Consider the following 15,683-nt stretch of genomic DNA (forward strand, 5'->3'; position numbering starts at 1 on the left):
CGTTACCCCCCCCACAACCTCAAGTCCGCGAAGGATGATGCCGGTGATCAGGAAGCCGGACACGACAAAGAACACATCGACGCCGAGGAAGCCCGAGCCGAACGCGCCCGGAAAGGCGTGGAACAGCACGACCGCCAGCACGGCCACGCCGCGCATGACCTGAATATCGAAACGGCTCTTGTCTCCCCCCATCGCGATATCCCCCTACAGTCGCGCGTCGGTCTCTTCGGCGGCGAACAGGTATTTCAGGTCGTAGAGGACGTGGTCGGGCTTGCCGAGCTTGCGGAAGGCGGCGGCGCCCTGTTTGCGGAAATCCTCATGGGCGACGGCCAGGATGATGCCGTCATAGGTGCTGGGTTGCGGCGCGCCGATGACGTCGAAACCGTATTCGTGGCGGACCTCGTCCGGGCTGACCCAGGGGTCGAAGACGTCGACCTCAAGCCCCCAGTCGATCAGCGACTGGCGCACATCGACGACGCGGGTGTTGCGCATGTCGGGGCAGTTTTCCTTGAACGTCAGGCCCAGGATCAGCACCCGCGCCCCCTTGGCGTGGATCTGGCGGTCGATCAGCGCCTTGACCATCTGGTCGGCCACATACTGGCCCATGCCGTCATTGACCCGGCGGCCTGACAGGATGATCTGGGGGTGGTGACCCACCGCCTCGGCCTTGTGCGTCAGATAATAGGGGTCGACGCCGATGCAGTGGCCGCCGACCAGACCGGGCCGGAAGTTCAGGAAATTCCACTTGGTGCCCGCCGCCTTCAGCACCGCCTCGGTGTCGATGCCCATGCGGTTGAAGATGATGGCCAGCTCATTGATCAGGGCGACGTTCAGGTCGCGCTGGGTGTTCTCGATCACCTTGGCGGCCTCGGCCACGCGGATGCTGGAGGCCTTGTGCGTGCCGGCGGTGATGATGGTCGAATAGAGGGCATCGACATAGTCGGCGACCGCGGGCGTCGAGCCGGAGGTCACCTTCATGATGTCGGGCAGGCGGTGCTGCTTGTCGCCCGGATTGATCCGTTCGGGGCTGTAGCCGGCGTAAAAGTCGGTGTTGAACGTCAGGCCCGAGGTAGCCTCGAGCACCGGCACACAGTCTTCCTCGGTCGCCCCCGGATAGACCGTCGATTCATAGATGACGATGTCGCCGCGCTTCAGCACCCGGCCGATGGTCTCGGACGCCTTTTTCAGCAGGGTGATGTCCGGCTGTTTGCTCTCGGTGATCGGGGTCGGCACCGTGACGATATAGACGTTGCAGTCCGCCATGGCAGCGGCGTCCGACGCATAGGTCAGATGGGTGGCCTGGCCCAGTTCGTCGGGCTCGACCTCCAGCGTGCTGTCGCGGCCGGACTTCAGCTCGTCGATGCGGGCGGCATTGATGTCAAAGCCCACGACCGGAAAGCGTTTGCCGAATTCCACCGCCAGCGGCAGGCCGACATAGCCCAGGCCGATGATGGCGATGCGTGTGGTGTCGAGCGTGATCATGGGAGGTCCGGGCCGGAGAGGAAACTATTTGCGCCAGACGACGCGGTTCACGAAGTCGGTGTAGCTGACGATGATGCGGACGACCTTTTCCGAGACATTGTCGACGTCATAGTCGCGCACGACATGCAGCAGGCGCTGGTTGCCCCGCGGCTGGCTTTCCAGAATGGCCAGCCCCTGGAAGACTCGCTCGGGGTTCATGCCGACCATCATCACGGCCCCCTCCTCCATGCCCTCGGGACGCTCGTGCGTCTCGCGGATGTTGAGGGCGGGGAAGTTGAGGATCGAGGACTCCTCGGTGATCGTGCCGCTGTCCGACAGGACCGCGCGGGCCTTCATCTGCAGATGCACATAGTCGAGGAAACCGAACGGCTTCATCTGCATGACCCGGTCGTCCAGCTTGGCACCCGAGGCCGCGATCTTGTTGCGGGTGCGCGGGTGGGTGGACAGCACCACCGGCTTGTCGAACCGCTCGGCCAGGCCGTTCAGGATCTCGATCAGGCCGTTGAATTGCACATCAGACTCGATGTTCTCCTCGCGGTGGGCGCTGACCAGGAAATAGTCGTGTGCCGTCAGGCCGAGCGTCGGCAGCGGGTCGGCGGCGTCGATGCCGGGGCGATAGTGGCTGAGCACCTCATGCATCGGGCTGCCGGTGCGGATCACGCGCTGCGGATCCAGCCCCTCGGCCAGCAGATATTCGCGGGCGATCTCGCTGTAGGTCAGGTTGATGTCCGACACATGGTCGACGATGCGGCGGTTGATTTCCTCGGGCACGCGCATGTCGAAACAGCGGTTGCCGGCCTCCATGTGGAAGGTCGGGACCTTGAGCCGCTTGGCCGCGATCACGGCCAGACAGCTGTTGGTGTCGCCCAGCACCAGCATGGCGTCGGGGGCGGTCTCGGCCAGGATACGGCTGGAGGCGGCGATGACATTGCCGATGGTCTCGGCCGCCGTGGCGCCCGCCGCTTCGAGGAAGTGGTCGGGTTTGCGGATGCCCAGCTGCTCCAGGAAGATCCCGTTCAGCTCGTAATCATAGTTCTGGCCCGTGTGCACGATCACATGGTCGCAGTGACGGTCCAGCGCCGCCATGACTCGCGACAGCCGGATCAGTTCGGGCCGGGTCCCGACGATGGTGACGACTTTTAGCTTTTTCATCCGGTCAGTCCGTTGGCGATGGTGTCGGGGCGGGCGCGGTCGAAGATCTCATTGGCCCACAGCATGACGATCATTTCCTCGTCCCCGACATTGGTGATGTCATGGGCCCAGCCGGGTATGGTCTCGACGACCATGGGCTGGCCTCCCTCGGTCTCGACGGCATAGGTCTCGCCGGTTTCCATGTGGCGGAAGCGGAAGCGCGCATGGCCCTTCAGCACCAGGAATTTCTCGGTCTTGGTGTGGTGATAGTGGCCGCCGCGCGTGATGCCGGGGTGGGCGGTGAAGTAGGAGAACTGGCCCGACTGTTCGGTCTTGAGCATTTCGACGAATACGCCGCGCGGGTCGCCGTGCTGGACCAGCGGATAGGCGAAATCCTCGACCGGCAGGGCGCTGACATAGGTGGCATAAAGCGCGCGGGTCAGGCCGACACCGACCGCCCCCGCCGTGTGGGTTTCCCGGATCGATCGGAAGGCGTGGATCTGGTCGGCGACCTCGCCCACCGTGGTGCGATAGACCACCGGCACCTCAGCAAAACCGTCAACGGCCTCGGGCGCCTTCAACCAGCCGAGGAAGGCCTCGATCACATCGTCGACATAGACCAGCGTCAGGGGCGCCGACGGATCATTGACCGTGATCGGAAGATCGCGGGCGATGTTGTGGCAGAAGGTGGCAATAGCCGAGTTGTAGTTGGGCCGCGCCCATTTCCCGAAGACGTTCGGCAGGCGATAGATCGCCACCGGTGCGCCGGTGGCCTGACCATACGCCCGCAGATGATCCTCGGCCGCCCGCTTGGACGCGCCATAGGGATTGTCGGCTTCGGCCTGGGTCGAGGAGGAATAGATGACCGGCAGGGCCCGGTTGCCCAAGGCCTCGACCAGCGCCGCCGTCTGATCGGCATTGCCGGTCGTGAACTCGGCCGGATCCTGCGGTCGGTTGACGCCCGCCAGATGGATCACCGCATCGGCCCCGGCCAGATCGGCGCGCAGCTGATCCGGCGTGGTCTCGCGCGTCACGGCGACCGTCTCCATGCCCTCGACCTCGGACAGGCGCAGGCGCAGATTGCGTCCGATGAAGCCGTTTGCGCCGGTGACCACGACCTTCATCTCAGACACCCGCCTCGATCGGCCCGCCATCCAGCACGGTGCGCATGAAGTCCAGCTGCAGCAGCAGCGCCTTCATGCCCTCGACGTCCAGTCGCGTGGTGTTCTCGGAGGTATAGTCCTCGGCGTTCGACAGGCTGGCCTCGCCCTCCTCGACATAGGCGCCGTAGTTGAGATCGCGCATGTCGGCCGAGACTCGGTAGTACTCGCCGATCTCCTCGGCGTGGACCATTTCCTCGCGCGACAGCAGGGTCTCGTGCTTCTTCTCGCCGTGGCGCGTTCCCATCACATGGATCGGGTGGTCCGGCTTGCCCATCAGTTCGACCAGCGCACGGGCCAGCACCGTCAGCGTCGCCGCCGGGGCCTTCTGCACCAGGATGTCGCCGTTCTGGCCCTTCTCATAGCCGAACAGCACCAGATCGACCGCGTGATCCAGCGTCATCATGAAGCGGGTCATCTCGGGATCGGTGACAGTGATCGGCTGACCCGCCGCGATCTGGCGCACGAACAGTGGGATGACCGACCCGCGCGAGGCCATGACATTGCCATAGCGGGTGGCGCACAGCGTCATCCTGTCGGGGTCCAGCGTGCGCGAACGGGCGACCAGCACCTTTTCCATCATCGCCTTGGAGATGCCCATGGCATTGACGGGGTGACAGGCCTTGTCGGTCGACAGGCCGATCATGCGGCGCACCCCGGCGTCGGCCGCCGCGTCGATCACATTGGCCGTGCCGATGACATTGGTCTTGACCGCTTCCATCGGGAAGAACTCACACGACGGCACCTGCTTCAGGGCGGCCGCGTGGAACACATAGTCTACGCCGACCATGGCGGTGCGCAGACTGTCCTTGTCGCGCACATCTCCGAGGAAGAATTTCAGCTTCTCCTGGCCGTACAGCTTGCGCATGTCGTCCTGCTTCTTCTCGTCGCGACTGAAGATGCGGATCTCGCGCACATTGGTCTCGAGGAAGCGACGCAGCACGGCATTCCCGAAGGAGCCGGTGCCGCCAGTGATCATCAGGCAAACGTCATCAAGCACGGGGTCAGCTCTCCTCAGTTCTGCGTGGCGGGCGCGGCGGCTTCGCCGGTGGCCCAGGCCATATAGGTGTCCAGCCCGTCCTCAATGCCGACGGTCGGGGCATAGCCAAAGGCCGCCTTCGCCGCCGAGATGTCGGCCAGACTGTGGGCCACGTCGCCCGCCCGGGTGCCGACGTGTTCGATGGCCACGTCACCGGGCACATAGGCGACCACGCGGCGGGCCAGATCGCCGATCTCGATCTGGGTGCCGCTGGCGATGTTGTAGGCGCCCGAGGTGCCGACGTTCCTCGCTGCCGCCAGATTGGCCTGGACCACATCGGCCACATTGACGAAGTCGCGCGTCTGGTGGCCGTCGCCAAAGATTTGGATGGGCCGGCCGCCCAGGGCGTTGAAGGCAAAGATCGGAATGACATTGCCATAGGCGTCGAACCGCTGGTTCGGGCCATAGACATTGAAATAGCGCAGGCAGATCGCCTCCATCCCATAGACATGGGCATAGGCCAGCGCCTGTTTCTCCGAGAACAGCTTGGACACGCCGTAAGGTGTCAGCGGCTCCAGCGGATGATCCTCGGCGATCGGCAGGGTCTTGAGCTCGCCATAGATGCCGGCCGAGGACGACACCACGACCTTGCGGACGCCCGCCGCCCGCGCCGCTTCCAGCACCCGCACGGTGCCGAGTGCATTGATCTCGGCATCCTCGACCGGATTGTCGATCGACCGCTTGTTGCCGACCGAGGCGGCCAGGTGAAAAACCACCTCACAGCCTTCAGCCGCGCGCATCATCAGATCGGCGTCGCGGACGTCGCCCTCGATCAGTTCGACACCGTCCAGCGATTTCAGATTGCTGCGATAGCCCGAGCTGAGGTCATCGACCACGCGCACCTGGTCGCCGTCCCGCAACAGGGCCGCGCAGATATTCGAACCGATGAAGCCTGCGCCTCCGGTAACGAGTGCCTTCATATCCCTGTCCTCTTTGTGGGGGCGTCCTTAGCACAGGTCACCGCCTCGACCAGACGCTGCAACCCGTCAGTGTGCCGCCGATAGTCGAATCCCGTCTCAGCCGTGTGACGGGCGGTCTTTCGCAGGGCCGATTTCTGCTTTGTGGTCATGGCCAGGGCGCGTTCCAGCACCCGGGCCACGGTTTCCGGTGAGGCGTCGTCGCACACCAGACCGTTCTGGCCATCGACCAGATGATCCGCCAGATCGCTGGTCAGGGTGGCGATGACCGGCGTGCCGACCGCCAGACTCTCGACGAACTTGGTCGGAAAGCCAGCGGTGGCGACCTTGTCCGGGCGGCGCAGCAGGACGGAAAAATCGGCGCGGGCCACACCGGCCATGGCAGTGGCCTGCGCCACCGGGCCATGGGCCGTGACCGAGGGCGGGACGACCGCAAGGCCATAGGCCTTCAGATCCTCAGCCGACGGACCATAGATGTCGAGGCGCAGGCGCTCTCCGTTCGGATCGACGGTCGCGACCGCCCGCAGCAGCACATCCAGCAGGTCCTTGCGGCCCGGCGTCCCGGCATAGACGAGGCTCAGCCGGTCGCCGTCGCCCCCCTGCCCCACCGGCGTCGCTTTGACGGCAAGGGTGGGCGGCACGCGCACGACCGGCAGGCCTGCCCGGGTGTAGTGGTCCTCCAGCCAGCGGCTGATGGCGATCAACCCGTCCAGCCGGGGGATCAGGACCCGCATGGCCAGTTCGGTCTGCCAGAGATAGGGCGAGGTGGCGAAGCCCAGTGGGGACGCCGCCGTATACCATTCGACCGCGTCGAAGATCAGCGGCACGCCCGCCCGGCGGCACCAGCCACGCAGTTGCAGAATATAGGGGGTGTAGCCGCTGTACAGGATCACGGCGGCCGGCCTTGCCTCCAGGCGCGCCAGCCAGTCGCGGCTTTTCGCCCCCATCGTCACATAGCGGGTCAGGCGCAGAAGGTTGGGCAGGTGTTCAGCGTCCCGCTCTGACGTCGAGGCGAGAAAGATGCCGTCCCCCAGCGCATGCACGGCATCGCCCGGGGCCTGCTGCCCCGACAGGACCAGCACCTGATAGCCCGCGGCCACCAGACTCTGCGCATTGCCCAGAATACGCCGCGCGGCAGCCCCGCCCTCCGGAAAGGCGAACGGGCCGACATAGACGATGAACGGCCGCGCGGGGTCGAAGCGCCTTGCCGCGGTCATGTCCACCTCGCCGCAAGACCGGGCACCAGCTTGCTCAGCACACGCCGCACCAGACCACGTTCATAGGGGTTCATGCCGACGGCCAGCATCAGGCCGACATAGAGGGGCGTATAGATCGCCACGCACAGGGCAAAACCGACCCAGCCGCCGACCATCCACAAGTTCAGGGCGACACCCACCGGCACGCATAGCGCCAGCACCAGAACCAGCCCCCGGGCGAGCTCGCGGAAATAGTAGCCCATGTCGAGCCCCAGCTTGAGCTGCAGCAGAACCGCCACGGCGGTATAGCCGAGCAACAGGCCGATGCCGGTGCTGACCGCCGCCCCGACCACACCCCACAGATTGAGGAGTACAATGGTCAGGGGGATGTTGAGGCAGGCGATCGCCAGGACCATCAGCGAGCGGTGCCAGTACAGGTTCCTGACCTGCAACAGGATGTTGCGGGCATTGCCGATCAGCTCCAGCGTATAGGGGATCAGCACGATCAACAGTATGGTGTAGGCGAGGCCATAGTCAGGGCCCAACCACAGTTCGATAAAGCGCGCGCCGAACAGGGCGAGGCCTGAAATCACCAGCAGCAGGAACAGGGCCTGCAGCCGCGAAATCCGGATCAACAGGCCGTTCAGCGCCTTGGCGTCCGCATCAGAGTCCGCCTGGCGAATGATCTCGGGCGCCATGATGCGCGAGATGGCGGTACCGAAGCCCATCAGATGTTTGTTGAAGGTTGTGCCGATCGCATAGAGGGCCACGGGGGCCGCCCCCAGCACCGCACCGATGATCAGATTGTCCAGCTTCCAGTAAATCTGTTCGACCACCAGCGACACGAAAATGGGTGCCGCATAGAGGGCCACGGGCTTAAGGCGCGACCAGCCGGGCCAGGACCAGCCGACCGGAATCTTCAGGACTACAATGACATAGACCAGACGCACGACGACCTGGAAGACGAGGGCGCCGGACATCACAATGACCACCATCAGGGCACCGTAGCCCTGCCACAGCAGGATCACAGTCAACAGGGTCGATGACAGGGCGGTGAATATCTCCAGCAAGCGCAGGAACACGAACCGCTCCATGGCGGACAACAGGGCCCCCAGCGGATTGAATGCGACCATGACCGCCGCGCCTGCACCCACCGCAATTATCATATCCCGCAGCAGGGCGAGCTGGGGTCCGGTCAGGCTGGCTCCGAAAACGGCAGGCGCCACGCCGTGGATGGCAAAGGTCGCCCCCACGATCAGCACGCCCAGCCCGGCATAGAAGCCCAGCATCTGTTTCAGGAACCGGCGGCGTTCATCCGGGGCCGTTTCGTGCCGGACGAAGAAGCGCATCACGCCGTCGTTCATCCCGAAGTCGATCATGTAGAAATAGGCCGCCAGCGCGCCGACGATGCTGAACAGTCCGTAGCCTTCCTGGCCCAGCGCCCGAACCAGAATGGGCGTGAACACCAGCGTCGTGACGATCCGTACCGCCACTTGGGTATAGGACAGCATAGCCGCATTCAGGCGGCGGCTCATGGCGCGCCTTGCCGGGCTTCAGCGGCAACCAGGTCGGCGCAATAGTAGTCGGTTGCAACCTGGGCCAGCGTCGTCAGGCGGGAGCTAAAGTGCCGGTTCCGGTAGGCCCTGACGGCCTCGAGCACATAGATGGAAGGCGGAGTGAAGCCGGTCTTGCGGCGATCCAGAACCGCGTCGGGAACGATCCCCCGGAGCGCATCCTTGAGAAGACCCTTGGCATCCTCACGCGGGAACTTAAACGCCAAGGGTAGCGTGGCGACGAAGGCCCTGAGATCTCGATCCGCAAACGGACAGCGCACCTCAAGGGAGTGGGCCATGCCCAGCTTGTCGGCGAGGAAATACCCGTTGTTCGGCAGATAGGCGCGCAGCAGGCGGCTGTAGCTTTGGTCGATCAGCAGTTCCAGGCTGCGGTCATCCATGTCCGCAAAGGCGACCTTGGGCCGCGCCTGATGCTCGGCAAGCTCCGCGACCTCCGCCAGGACAGTACCCGTCTTGAACGAGCGCTGGTGCAGGACCTTGCGGAGCAGATAGTTGAGTAGCTCGGCCTGTCCCTTCAGATCGCTGCCGGACAGCCCCCTCCCAAGGCGCCGCAAACGTCCTGCTCGCCCGGCGTGCGCCACCTGTCGCGTCTCGTTGGCCCAAGGATAGCCGTAGAAGATCTCGTCACCCCCGATCCCACTCAACAGAACCGTATAGGCGTGCTTGCGGACGGCCTTGTATAAATACCATTGGGCGAACTGCGACGGGTCGCCGTTCGGCTCATCCAGATAGGACAGTATGGTGGGGAGCTCGTTCCTGAATTCAGACTGATCGATCTCGACACGAGTGAAGTCCAGGCCGAGCTGCCCCGCGAGTTGCTCGGCTTCGTGCGACTCATCATGAGACGACCGGTCCGAGAACCCTGCTGAGAAAACTTTGAGCGGATGCCCCAGCGCCCTGGCAATACAAGCGATAGCCGAGGAATCTATCCCGGCACTCAGCAAAAGGGCCAGCGGTACCTCTGACTCCAGGCGCCGCTCCACAGCCCGGAACAGAAGCTGGCGGGTCTGCTCGACAGCCTGGTCATAGCTGCCATCAAACGTGGGCGCGGGAACGCAGTGGTACCAGCGCTCCAGCGTCAGCCCCTCGTGTCGTCCGACGCGGGCCACGTGCCCGGGCATGATCTTGTGAACTTCTGCGACGTATGTGTCCGTCTCGCTGATCGAATAACGCTGGGCCTGGACCTGGCGGATCACCTCGGCATTCAGGATACCGCCGTCGTCGAGGAAGCGCCGGACCGCTTTCACCTCCGACGAAAACACCATGCCGTCCGCGATCTCGGCATAGTATAGGGGCTTCTTACCCGCATGATCCCGGGCGCAGATGACCATGCCGCGCGCGCGGTCGTAGAGCACGAAGGCGAACATACCGTCGACGTGGGCCAGGAAACCATCACCGTAGGCCCGGTAGGCATGGATCAGCACCTCGCTGTCCGAGGCGGTCCGGAAGACGGCGCCCTCCGCCTCGAAGCGCGCCCTCAACTCCCGGTGGTTGTAGATCTCGCCGTTGCAGACCAGCACCAGCGACTCGTCGTGGCTGAAGATCGGCTGAAGGCCGTTGGCCACCCCGATGATCGACAACCGGACGTGCCCCAGGGCGACGTGCTCGTCGCGCCAAATGCCATGCTCGTCGGGCCCGCGATAGGTCATGCCGGCGATGCAGGCATTCAGGGCCTGTTCGTCGTGAGCCGTGATTCCGGCCCGGTTCAGGACGACGGTGAATCCACACATTCAGGGTCTGCGTCCCATGAAGAGGGCCTCGATCTGATCCAGCTTGAGCCCGTCATCGAGGATAGCGGCGGGATAGCGGTAATTGCGAACGCGCGCGACCCTTTCCGGTGACCGGATCAGATCTGACAGGGCCTCAAGGATCGCCGCCTCGCTATTGTCGATGACCCAGCCGTTGTCTCCGTCCTGCAGCTGCTCGTCGATCCCGGAGACCTTGACGGCCAGAACGGCGGCACCCGAGACCTTGGCCTCATTGATGACCCCGCACAGCCCTTCATGGTTCGACACCATGGCCACCAGATCCGCGTGCCTGTAGGCCGGGAAGGGATTGCTCGCCTGCCCCATCAGGATGACCTGATCGGCGACATCGGCGGCGGCGATGCGCTGCTCCAGGGCCCGGCGGTCCGGCCCGTCCCCGATCAGATACCAGCGAAAGGACAGGCCCCGGCCCTTGAGTAACCGCGCCACATCGACCAGCCGGAAAATCGCCTTGTCCCGGTCAGACAGGCGGCCGACTGTCAGGATGCGGACTTCTTCCGGGCTGGAGCGCGGCGGAAAGGGGTCGGCGCCGGCCTGACCGAGGGCTCGCATCCCCCCGGCATCCAGCACATTATAGATCACCCTGGCCTTGCCACGCGCACCGGGCACCGCCTCCAGCAAGGACTGAAGCGACACGCCCGATACGCTGACAAAATGGTCGATATGTCCGGCATATCGCTCAAGCTGAGCCGCTATCCAGCCGTCCGGATCGATGCCCTTCAGGTCGTTCCGTATCCAGACAAACTTCCGGGCGGCGTGCACCACCCGCGCCACGAAGAACGGGTCCAGACTGTGAATCATGACGGCGGCCGCATCGAACCGCCGCCACAGGAAGGGCAGCATCCGGATCGCGCCGATCAAGCGACCCGTTCCATAGGCCAACAGGTCCGGCAGGGCCCTCAGCCGCGCCCCTGTCCCCCGGGCGGCCAGAAAACGGGTGCCGTGAGAGCCGGGACGCAGCCGGACCAACTCGACACGCGGATCGACATCAGCTTCCAGCTGCCCCCCCCCCGTCGTCAGGACCAGGGTCACCTGCCACCCCCTGTCCGCCAGCGCCTTCATGAGGCGCAGGGTCGATTTCTCGGCCCCACCCATGTGCAGGATCGGGTAGTGAAACAGGACGCGGCGACCGGGGAGGGTTTGCATCGGCCTAAAGGTTTCTCAGGAACCGCCGCAGGCGCGCCTGCGGGGAACCGGAATAAACGCGACGAAAACCGGCGAGCACAGCCGGCGAGGTTTCAACGGGCGCGAGCACATATGCACTGCCTTCCGCACGGAAGTCCGGATTGATGGCCTCACCCGCCTTGGTATTGACGCCGCTGCCGTCATAGCCGCTGTTCACCAGCCGGTTCACGCTGGAAAAAATGGTGTCGCGGCCCGAGGCGGCCTGCCACAGACCGAACCGGATCGACCATGAACTGACCTTTCCTGCTATCTGGCGGCGCAGCCGGTCCAGACGGTCGGAGCCCGCGGCATTGAATCGCTTGCGGAAGGCGGGATCGCGATAGAGGCGCCCTGCGTCGGCGGCCGTCCAGTCCACCTCACGCCAGCGGTCGGCCCAGGTGGCCCATCCCGTGCTGCAGTTGCGGGGGACCCGCATGACGTCGGGGATGTATCCGTCCGGTGGCGATTGCAGAGGACAAAAGCCCGAGATCGAGCCGACCGTCTGGTCCGCCTGATAAAAGTCGAGCGCGTCGTTCATGAAGCGCAGGAAGTCGCGCGAGACGATCAGGTCGTCCTCCAGCACGATCACCCGGCCCGCCTGTTCGACGACCTCGGTGACACCGCCGATGATGGCTTTGGCCAGTCCCTTGTTCTCGTCGGAGGCCACGACCTCGAAGGCGCCAAACCGCTCCCGCCAGACCGGATCGTCCAGCACGATGCGGACCGCCGCCACGCCCTCGCGGGCAGCCTCGTTGCGCGCGCCGTCGGCATACACCCGCACCCGGCTGTCCTTGGCCAGATCAGCTTCCGCTAGGGCGGTCAGGGTCTGGCGCAGGTGCTCCGGGCGGTTGTAGGCGAACACCACGACCGGTGCGAGTAAACGGCTCATGATCTAGCCTCCTGTGCAGAAGCCGAGATGCGATCATACGCCGTGACGAGGGCCTGCACATTGGCGTCGGGGTCATGGGTCCTGCGGGCTCGCGTGCGGGCGGAGGCGGACAGACGACCGGCCAGCGCCGGGTCGTCGAAAAGGCGCTTGATCTGCACGGCCAGCATGGCCGGATCGTCGGCCCGGTACATCAGAACATCGACCTCGTCGGAGGCCATCGACGGCACTCCGCCGGTAAAGGAACTGACCGACGGCGTGCCCACCATCATCGCCTCGCCCAGGGTATTCGGACTGTTTTCGATGATCGAGGACATGACAAACACGTGGGACTGCTCCATGCGGCGCACCATACCCTGCTCGTCCAGCAATCCGGTGAAGGTCACCCGATCCTTGAGACCATATCGGTCGATGATGTCGCAGACATAGGCGGGATAGCCGACATGCCGCTTGAACGATGAGCCGGCCCCCATCGGGCTCTCGCCGGCGATATAAAGCCTGACGTCCGGGTAGGCGCGGCGCAACAGTCGTACAGCCTCGATCACGACGTGGGTGCCCTTGCGCGGCGAGGCGGCATTTCCGACGAAAATGCTGTGGGACTCATACCCCGAACTGTCCCAGGCGGCACCATAGAAGGCATCGCGGAGGATCCGGCTGCAGTGGTGATAGGTGGCGTGGGGATTGATCGCCCAGGCCTGGGCGCGGTCCCAGGTGGTGCGGCCCATGATGTGGCCAGCCAGTTGGATCGTCTCCCGTTCAGCCTTCAAGCGCGGCAGGAACCGCAAGGCGAAATTGGCCATCAGCGCCGCGGCCGTCAGGGCCGTCTTCGGCCGAAGCGGGTTGAGCATCGACAACAGGGGCAGCCGACCCAGGTCGTAGTTGCGATTGCCGTTGATCACGCCCTGCAGCGACAGCAGTTTCGGCCCGGCCCAGGCCTTCAGAAAGCGCCGCGTATAGGCCATCTCCGAGCCCTCAGCGTGCAACACATCCGGCACAAAATCAGCCAGAACCTCGGCCACCGTGCCATCGTCGACGTCAAAGGCGTCCGAGGCCGACTGCGGCATGGCGTAATAGACGATGCCGTTCTTCTCGATCCGGGTCAGGGTCTTGACCGGCGCGCGCATGGCCACGCCGATGCGGAAATCGTCGCGCAGCGCCAGCCGGTCGGTCATCAACGTCAGCCAGCCGCCGAAGGGCGTTTTGTTCAGCCCCAGGTCCTCGGCCACGGCAGGCAGGACGATATTGACGATCCACAGGACCCGGGTCGGAGCGCTCATCGGACCGGCCTCAGCGCATCAAGGAAGGCTCGGGCCGGAGCCTGCCAGTGGGGAATGTCGAACGGGTTGGAGGCCGCGCATACGGATTTCATGGCCAGCAGGTCGGCGTCGCCGAGGCTGGCCGCGCGCCGCAGAACCTCGGCTATGGACGACGTCGAAAGGTCCGGGGCCAGAAAACCGTTCCGCCCATCGGTCAGGTACCGGTCGATGTCGCTGGTCGGATTGGTGACGACCGGAATGCCCAGGCTGGCCGCCTCGACATATTTGGTGGCAAAGCCCGTATTGGCGACGCGGTCGTCCCGACGGAAGAACAGGGCGTAATCGGTGGCTCTCAGCTCACGGAGCGCATCGGCATGCGGAATACGCCCCAAGAATCTCAGACTGTCCCCCAGCCGGGTCACCAGGGCTGTGTCGTCGGGACGCTCGGCCAGATACTGGTCGCGGGTCATGCCGGCAATACGGAATTCGAAGGGAATGCCATCAGCCTCGAGGCTGCCGAAGCCCGCGATGGCGACCGGCAACCGGTCCTTGACCATGCCGAGCCCGGGACTGCCGGAATAGAGGAAGCGACGGCGACCATCGGGGAGGGCGACACGGGGGGGCTCGGGTCTCCACTTCGGATCCGAGCCGTCGATGACAAAGGGCAGCAGCACCCGGTTCAGGCCCGGCAAGGTGTCGGAAAACCACCGGGACGCCGCGATCACATTGCCGGCCTTGCGCGTCAGCACCCGCAGGCGAAACTCGGTCCAGGCGATGCGCTGGATATTGCGCAGGACCTTCTTGCCTTCCCAGCCGTACCACTCGGTGCAGTCGAGAATGGCGGGAATACCGCGCGCCTTGCAGCCCCGGAGGAGCGACCAGGTCGCCTGTCCGGCATGATTATACGCGCTGACCGCCCGCACGGAGCCTTCGGGCAGACTGTCGACCAGCGCCATAACGGTCTCGCCCGAGAGATCGTAGCGGGCATAGTCGCGGCCCGGGAACGGTCGGCGCACGTCCACGCAGCGAATGCCCTCAACCTCGATCTCGGTCGGGCCGTTGATCGGCGGCACCTCGGGCGTGATCTTGCCCATGATGATCACATTCATGCCGATAGACCGGAACAGCCTGGCCAGACCAATGGCGCGCGTGGCCGAAGCGGTCCGGTCCGGCAGGCCGTATCCGCCGACAAGGATCAGGGTGTCAGGCACGCCCGTTCTCCCGGCCCGACATGCGGGCGGGCTGGGCGCCGATCTGATCCGGACGGGGCCCCCAACGCAAAGTCAGCCGCCTGCGCCGCGGCTTCGGGGCCTTGGTTCGGGCGCGCTCCACAAGGTCGCAAGCCACCGGCACCAGGATGAACAGCATCACGCCCAGGCTGGCGAAGACATCATTGAGCAGGGGCAGCGCGACCATGATGCCGAACACGGAAAAGGCCAGGCCGAAATTGTCCCGCATGCCCCGCATCATCCTCACCGGCAGATAGGTCAGAAGATAGACGAAGACCGAACCGATCAGCACGCCGTAGCGGGCAAAGGCGTCCAGATAGGCTGAGTGTTTGCCGACATCCCGGTCGCTGATAACTCCGAAAATCGGGTTGCGGATGAACAAATCAATACTGCGACCGTAGCGGCTTAGCCGGTCGTCAAGAGTGCCCTGGCCCTGCTCGCTGCGCAGACTCTCGATCACGTCCAGCAGTTTGCGATGATAGGACGTGCCTTCGGTCAGCGGCCTGAGCGCTTCCAGAAGCGGGATCAACGCCATCTGGTACATCAGCCAGGCGAACATCAGCATCAGCGGCGTCATCATCAGCATCAGCGGACTGCGGCGTTTGAAGAGCAGCGACAGCGATATGGAAAAGACCGCCAGCACGATGGCGATCGAGAAACCGGCGCGCACCACGACGGCAAATCCCAGCACCAGATTGGCCAGGACCAGGATGTAGACCAGGAAGGGTATGCGGCTGAGCGGTCGCAAAAAGCGGGGCTCGTCCAGCGGCACAAACCGCCGGATGTTGAGCAGCATCACCATCAGGATAGGCAGCAACACGACGATGCTGTAGATCAGGGAATAGCCGCCGACCCCGTCAGACGTCAGTTCACGGGCCAGATC

The 15,683-nt window shown here is 64.6% G+C and carries 13 protein-coding genes; all 13 read right to left on the minus strand.

Annotated features, from left to right (window positions below):
• Positions 1–204: 204 nt before the first annotated feature.
• Positions 205–1,482 (minus strand): Vi polysaccharide biosynthesis UDP-N-acetylglucosamine C-6 dehydrogenase TviB, encoded by a 1,278-nt coding sequence (gene tviB / locus B4K74_RS01985; protein ID WP_286691536.1) that lies wholly within the window; start codon positions 1,480–1,482, stop codon positions 205–207.
• 24 nt (positions 1,483–1,506) lie between these two features.
• Positions 1,507–2,634 (minus strand): non-hydrolyzing UDP-N-acetylglucosamine 2-epimerase, encoded by a 1,128-nt coding sequence (wecB, locus tag B4K74_RS01990; protein WP_286691537.1) that lies wholly within the window; start codon positions 2,632–2,634, stop codon positions 1,507–1,509.
• Positions 2,631–3,737 carry a UDP-2-acetamido-2,6-beta-L-arabino-hexul-4-ose reductase gene (gene wbjC / locus B4K74_RS01995; protein ID WP_286691638.1) on the minus strand — a complete coding sequence of 369 codons (1,107 nt, stop codon included), beginning with the start codon at positions 3,735–3,737 and terminating at the stop codon, positions 2,631–2,633. The genes wecB and wbjC overlap by 4 nt, the downstream gene beginning before the upstream one ends.
• Position 3,738: 1 nt before the next feature.
• Positions 3,739–4,773, minus strand: coding sequence for a polysaccharide biosynthesis protein (locus tag B4K74_RS02000; protein WP_286691538.1), 1,035 nt, complete (start codon positions 4,771–4,773; stop codon positions 3,739–3,741).
• 14 nt (positions 4,774–4,787) lie between these two features.
• A complete protein-coding gene (locus B4K74_RS02005) occupies positions 4,788–5,732 on the minus strand; it encodes an NAD-dependent epimerase/dehydratase family protein (protein WP_286691539.1) in 945 nt (314 codons plus the stop codon).
• Complete coding sequence (locus B4K74_RS02010; protein WP_286691540.1) at positions 5,729–6,946, minus strand: glycosyltransferase; 1,218 nt, start codon at positions 6,944–6,946, stop codon at positions 5,729–5,731. The genes B4K74_RS02005 and B4K74_RS02010 overlap by 4 nt, the downstream gene beginning before the upstream one ends.
• Positions 6,943–8,460, minus strand: a complete 1,518-nt coding sequence (locus tag B4K74_RS02015) for an oligosaccharide flippase family protein (protein WP_286691541.1) — start codon at positions 8,458–8,460, stop codon at positions 6,943–6,945. The genes B4K74_RS02010 and B4K74_RS02015 overlap by 4 nt, the downstream gene beginning before the upstream one ends.
• Positions 8,457–10,229, minus strand: a complete 1,773-nt coding sequence (gene asnB, locus B4K74_RS02020) for an asparagine synthase (glutamine-hydrolyzing) (protein WP_286691542.1) — start codon at positions 10,227–10,229, stop codon at positions 8,457–8,459. The genes B4K74_RS02015 and asnB overlap by 4 nt, the downstream gene beginning before the upstream one ends.
• Positions 10,230–11,411 carry a glycosyltransferase gene (locus B4K74_RS02025; RefSeq protein ID WP_286691543.1) on the minus strand — a complete coding sequence of 394 codons (1,182 nt, stop codon included), beginning with the start codon at positions 11,409–11,411 and terminating at the stop codon, positions 10,230–10,232.
• A 4-nt stretch (positions 11,412–11,415) separates the two neighbouring features.
• Positions 11,416–12,318, minus strand: a complete 903-nt coding sequence (locus tag B4K74_RS02030; protein ID WP_286691544.1) for a glycosyltransferase family 2 protein — start codon at positions 12,316–12,318, stop codon at positions 11,416–11,418.
• Positions 12,315–13,592: a glycosyltransferase family 4 protein gene (locus B4K74_RS02035; protein WP_286691545.1), complete on the minus strand. Its 1,278-nt coding sequence runs from the start codon at positions 13,590–13,592 to the stop codon at positions 12,315–12,317. Before B4K74_RS02035 ends, B4K74_RS02030 begins: the two co-directional genes overlap by 4 nt.
• Positions 13,589–14,782: a glycosyltransferase gene (locus B4K74_RS02040; protein WP_286691546.1), complete on the minus strand. Its 1,194-nt coding sequence runs from the start codon at positions 14,780–14,782 to the stop codon at positions 13,589–13,591. The genes B4K74_RS02035 and B4K74_RS02040 overlap by 4 nt, the downstream gene beginning before the upstream one ends.
• Positions 14,775–15,683: hypothetical protein (locus B4K74_RS02045; RefSeq protein ID WP_286691547.1), on the minus strand; the 909-nt coding region annotated here is incomplete at its 5' end. The genes B4K74_RS02040 and B4K74_RS02045, both read right to left, overlap by 8 nt.

The sequence above is a fragment of the Brevundimonas sp. UBA2503 genome, assembly GCF_002341485.1.
Lineage (GTDB): Bacteria > Pseudomonadota > Alphaproteobacteria > Caulobacterales > Caulobacteraceae > Brevundimonas > Brevundimonas halotolerans.

Coding starts and splice junctions, on each gene's coding strand:
- tviB (WP_286691536.1), bottom strand. CDS start 1,482: ATGATCACGCTCGACACCACACGCATCGCCATCATCGGCCTGGGCTAT.
- wecB (WP_286691537.1), bottom strand. CDS start 2,634: ATGAAAAAGCTAAAAGTCGTCACCATCGTCGGGACCCGGCCCGAACTG.
- wbjC (WP_286691638.1), bottom strand. CDS start 3,737: ATGAAGGTCGTGGTCACCGGCGCAAACGGCTTCATCGGACGCAATCTG.
- B4K74_RS02005 (WP_286691539.1), bottom strand. CDS start 5,732: ATGAAGGCACTCGTTACCGGAGGCGCAGGCTTCATCGGTTCGAATATC.
- B4K74_RS02010 (WP_286691540.1), bottom strand. CDS start 6,946: ATGACCGCGGCAAGGCGCTTCGACCCCGCGCGGCCGTTCATCGTCTAT.
- B4K74_RS02015 (WP_286691541.1), bottom strand. CDS start 8,460: ATGAGCCGCCGCCTGAATGCGGCTATGCTGTCCTATACCCAAGTGGCG.
- asnB (WP_286691542.1), bottom strand. CDS start 10,229: ATGTGTGGATTCACCGTCGTCCTGAACCGGGCCGGAATCACGGCTCAC.
- B4K74_RS02025 (WP_286691543.1), bottom strand. CDS start 11,411: ATGCAAACCCTCCCCGGTCGCCGCGTCCTGTTTCACTACCCGATCCTG.
- B4K74_RS02030 (WP_286691544.1), bottom strand. CDS start 12,318: ATGAGCCGTTTACTCGCACCGGTCGTGGTGTTCGCCTACAACCGCCCG.
- B4K74_RS02035 (WP_286691545.1), bottom strand. CDS start 13,592: ATGAGCGCTCCGACCCGGGTCCTGTGGATCGTCAATATCGTCCTGCCT.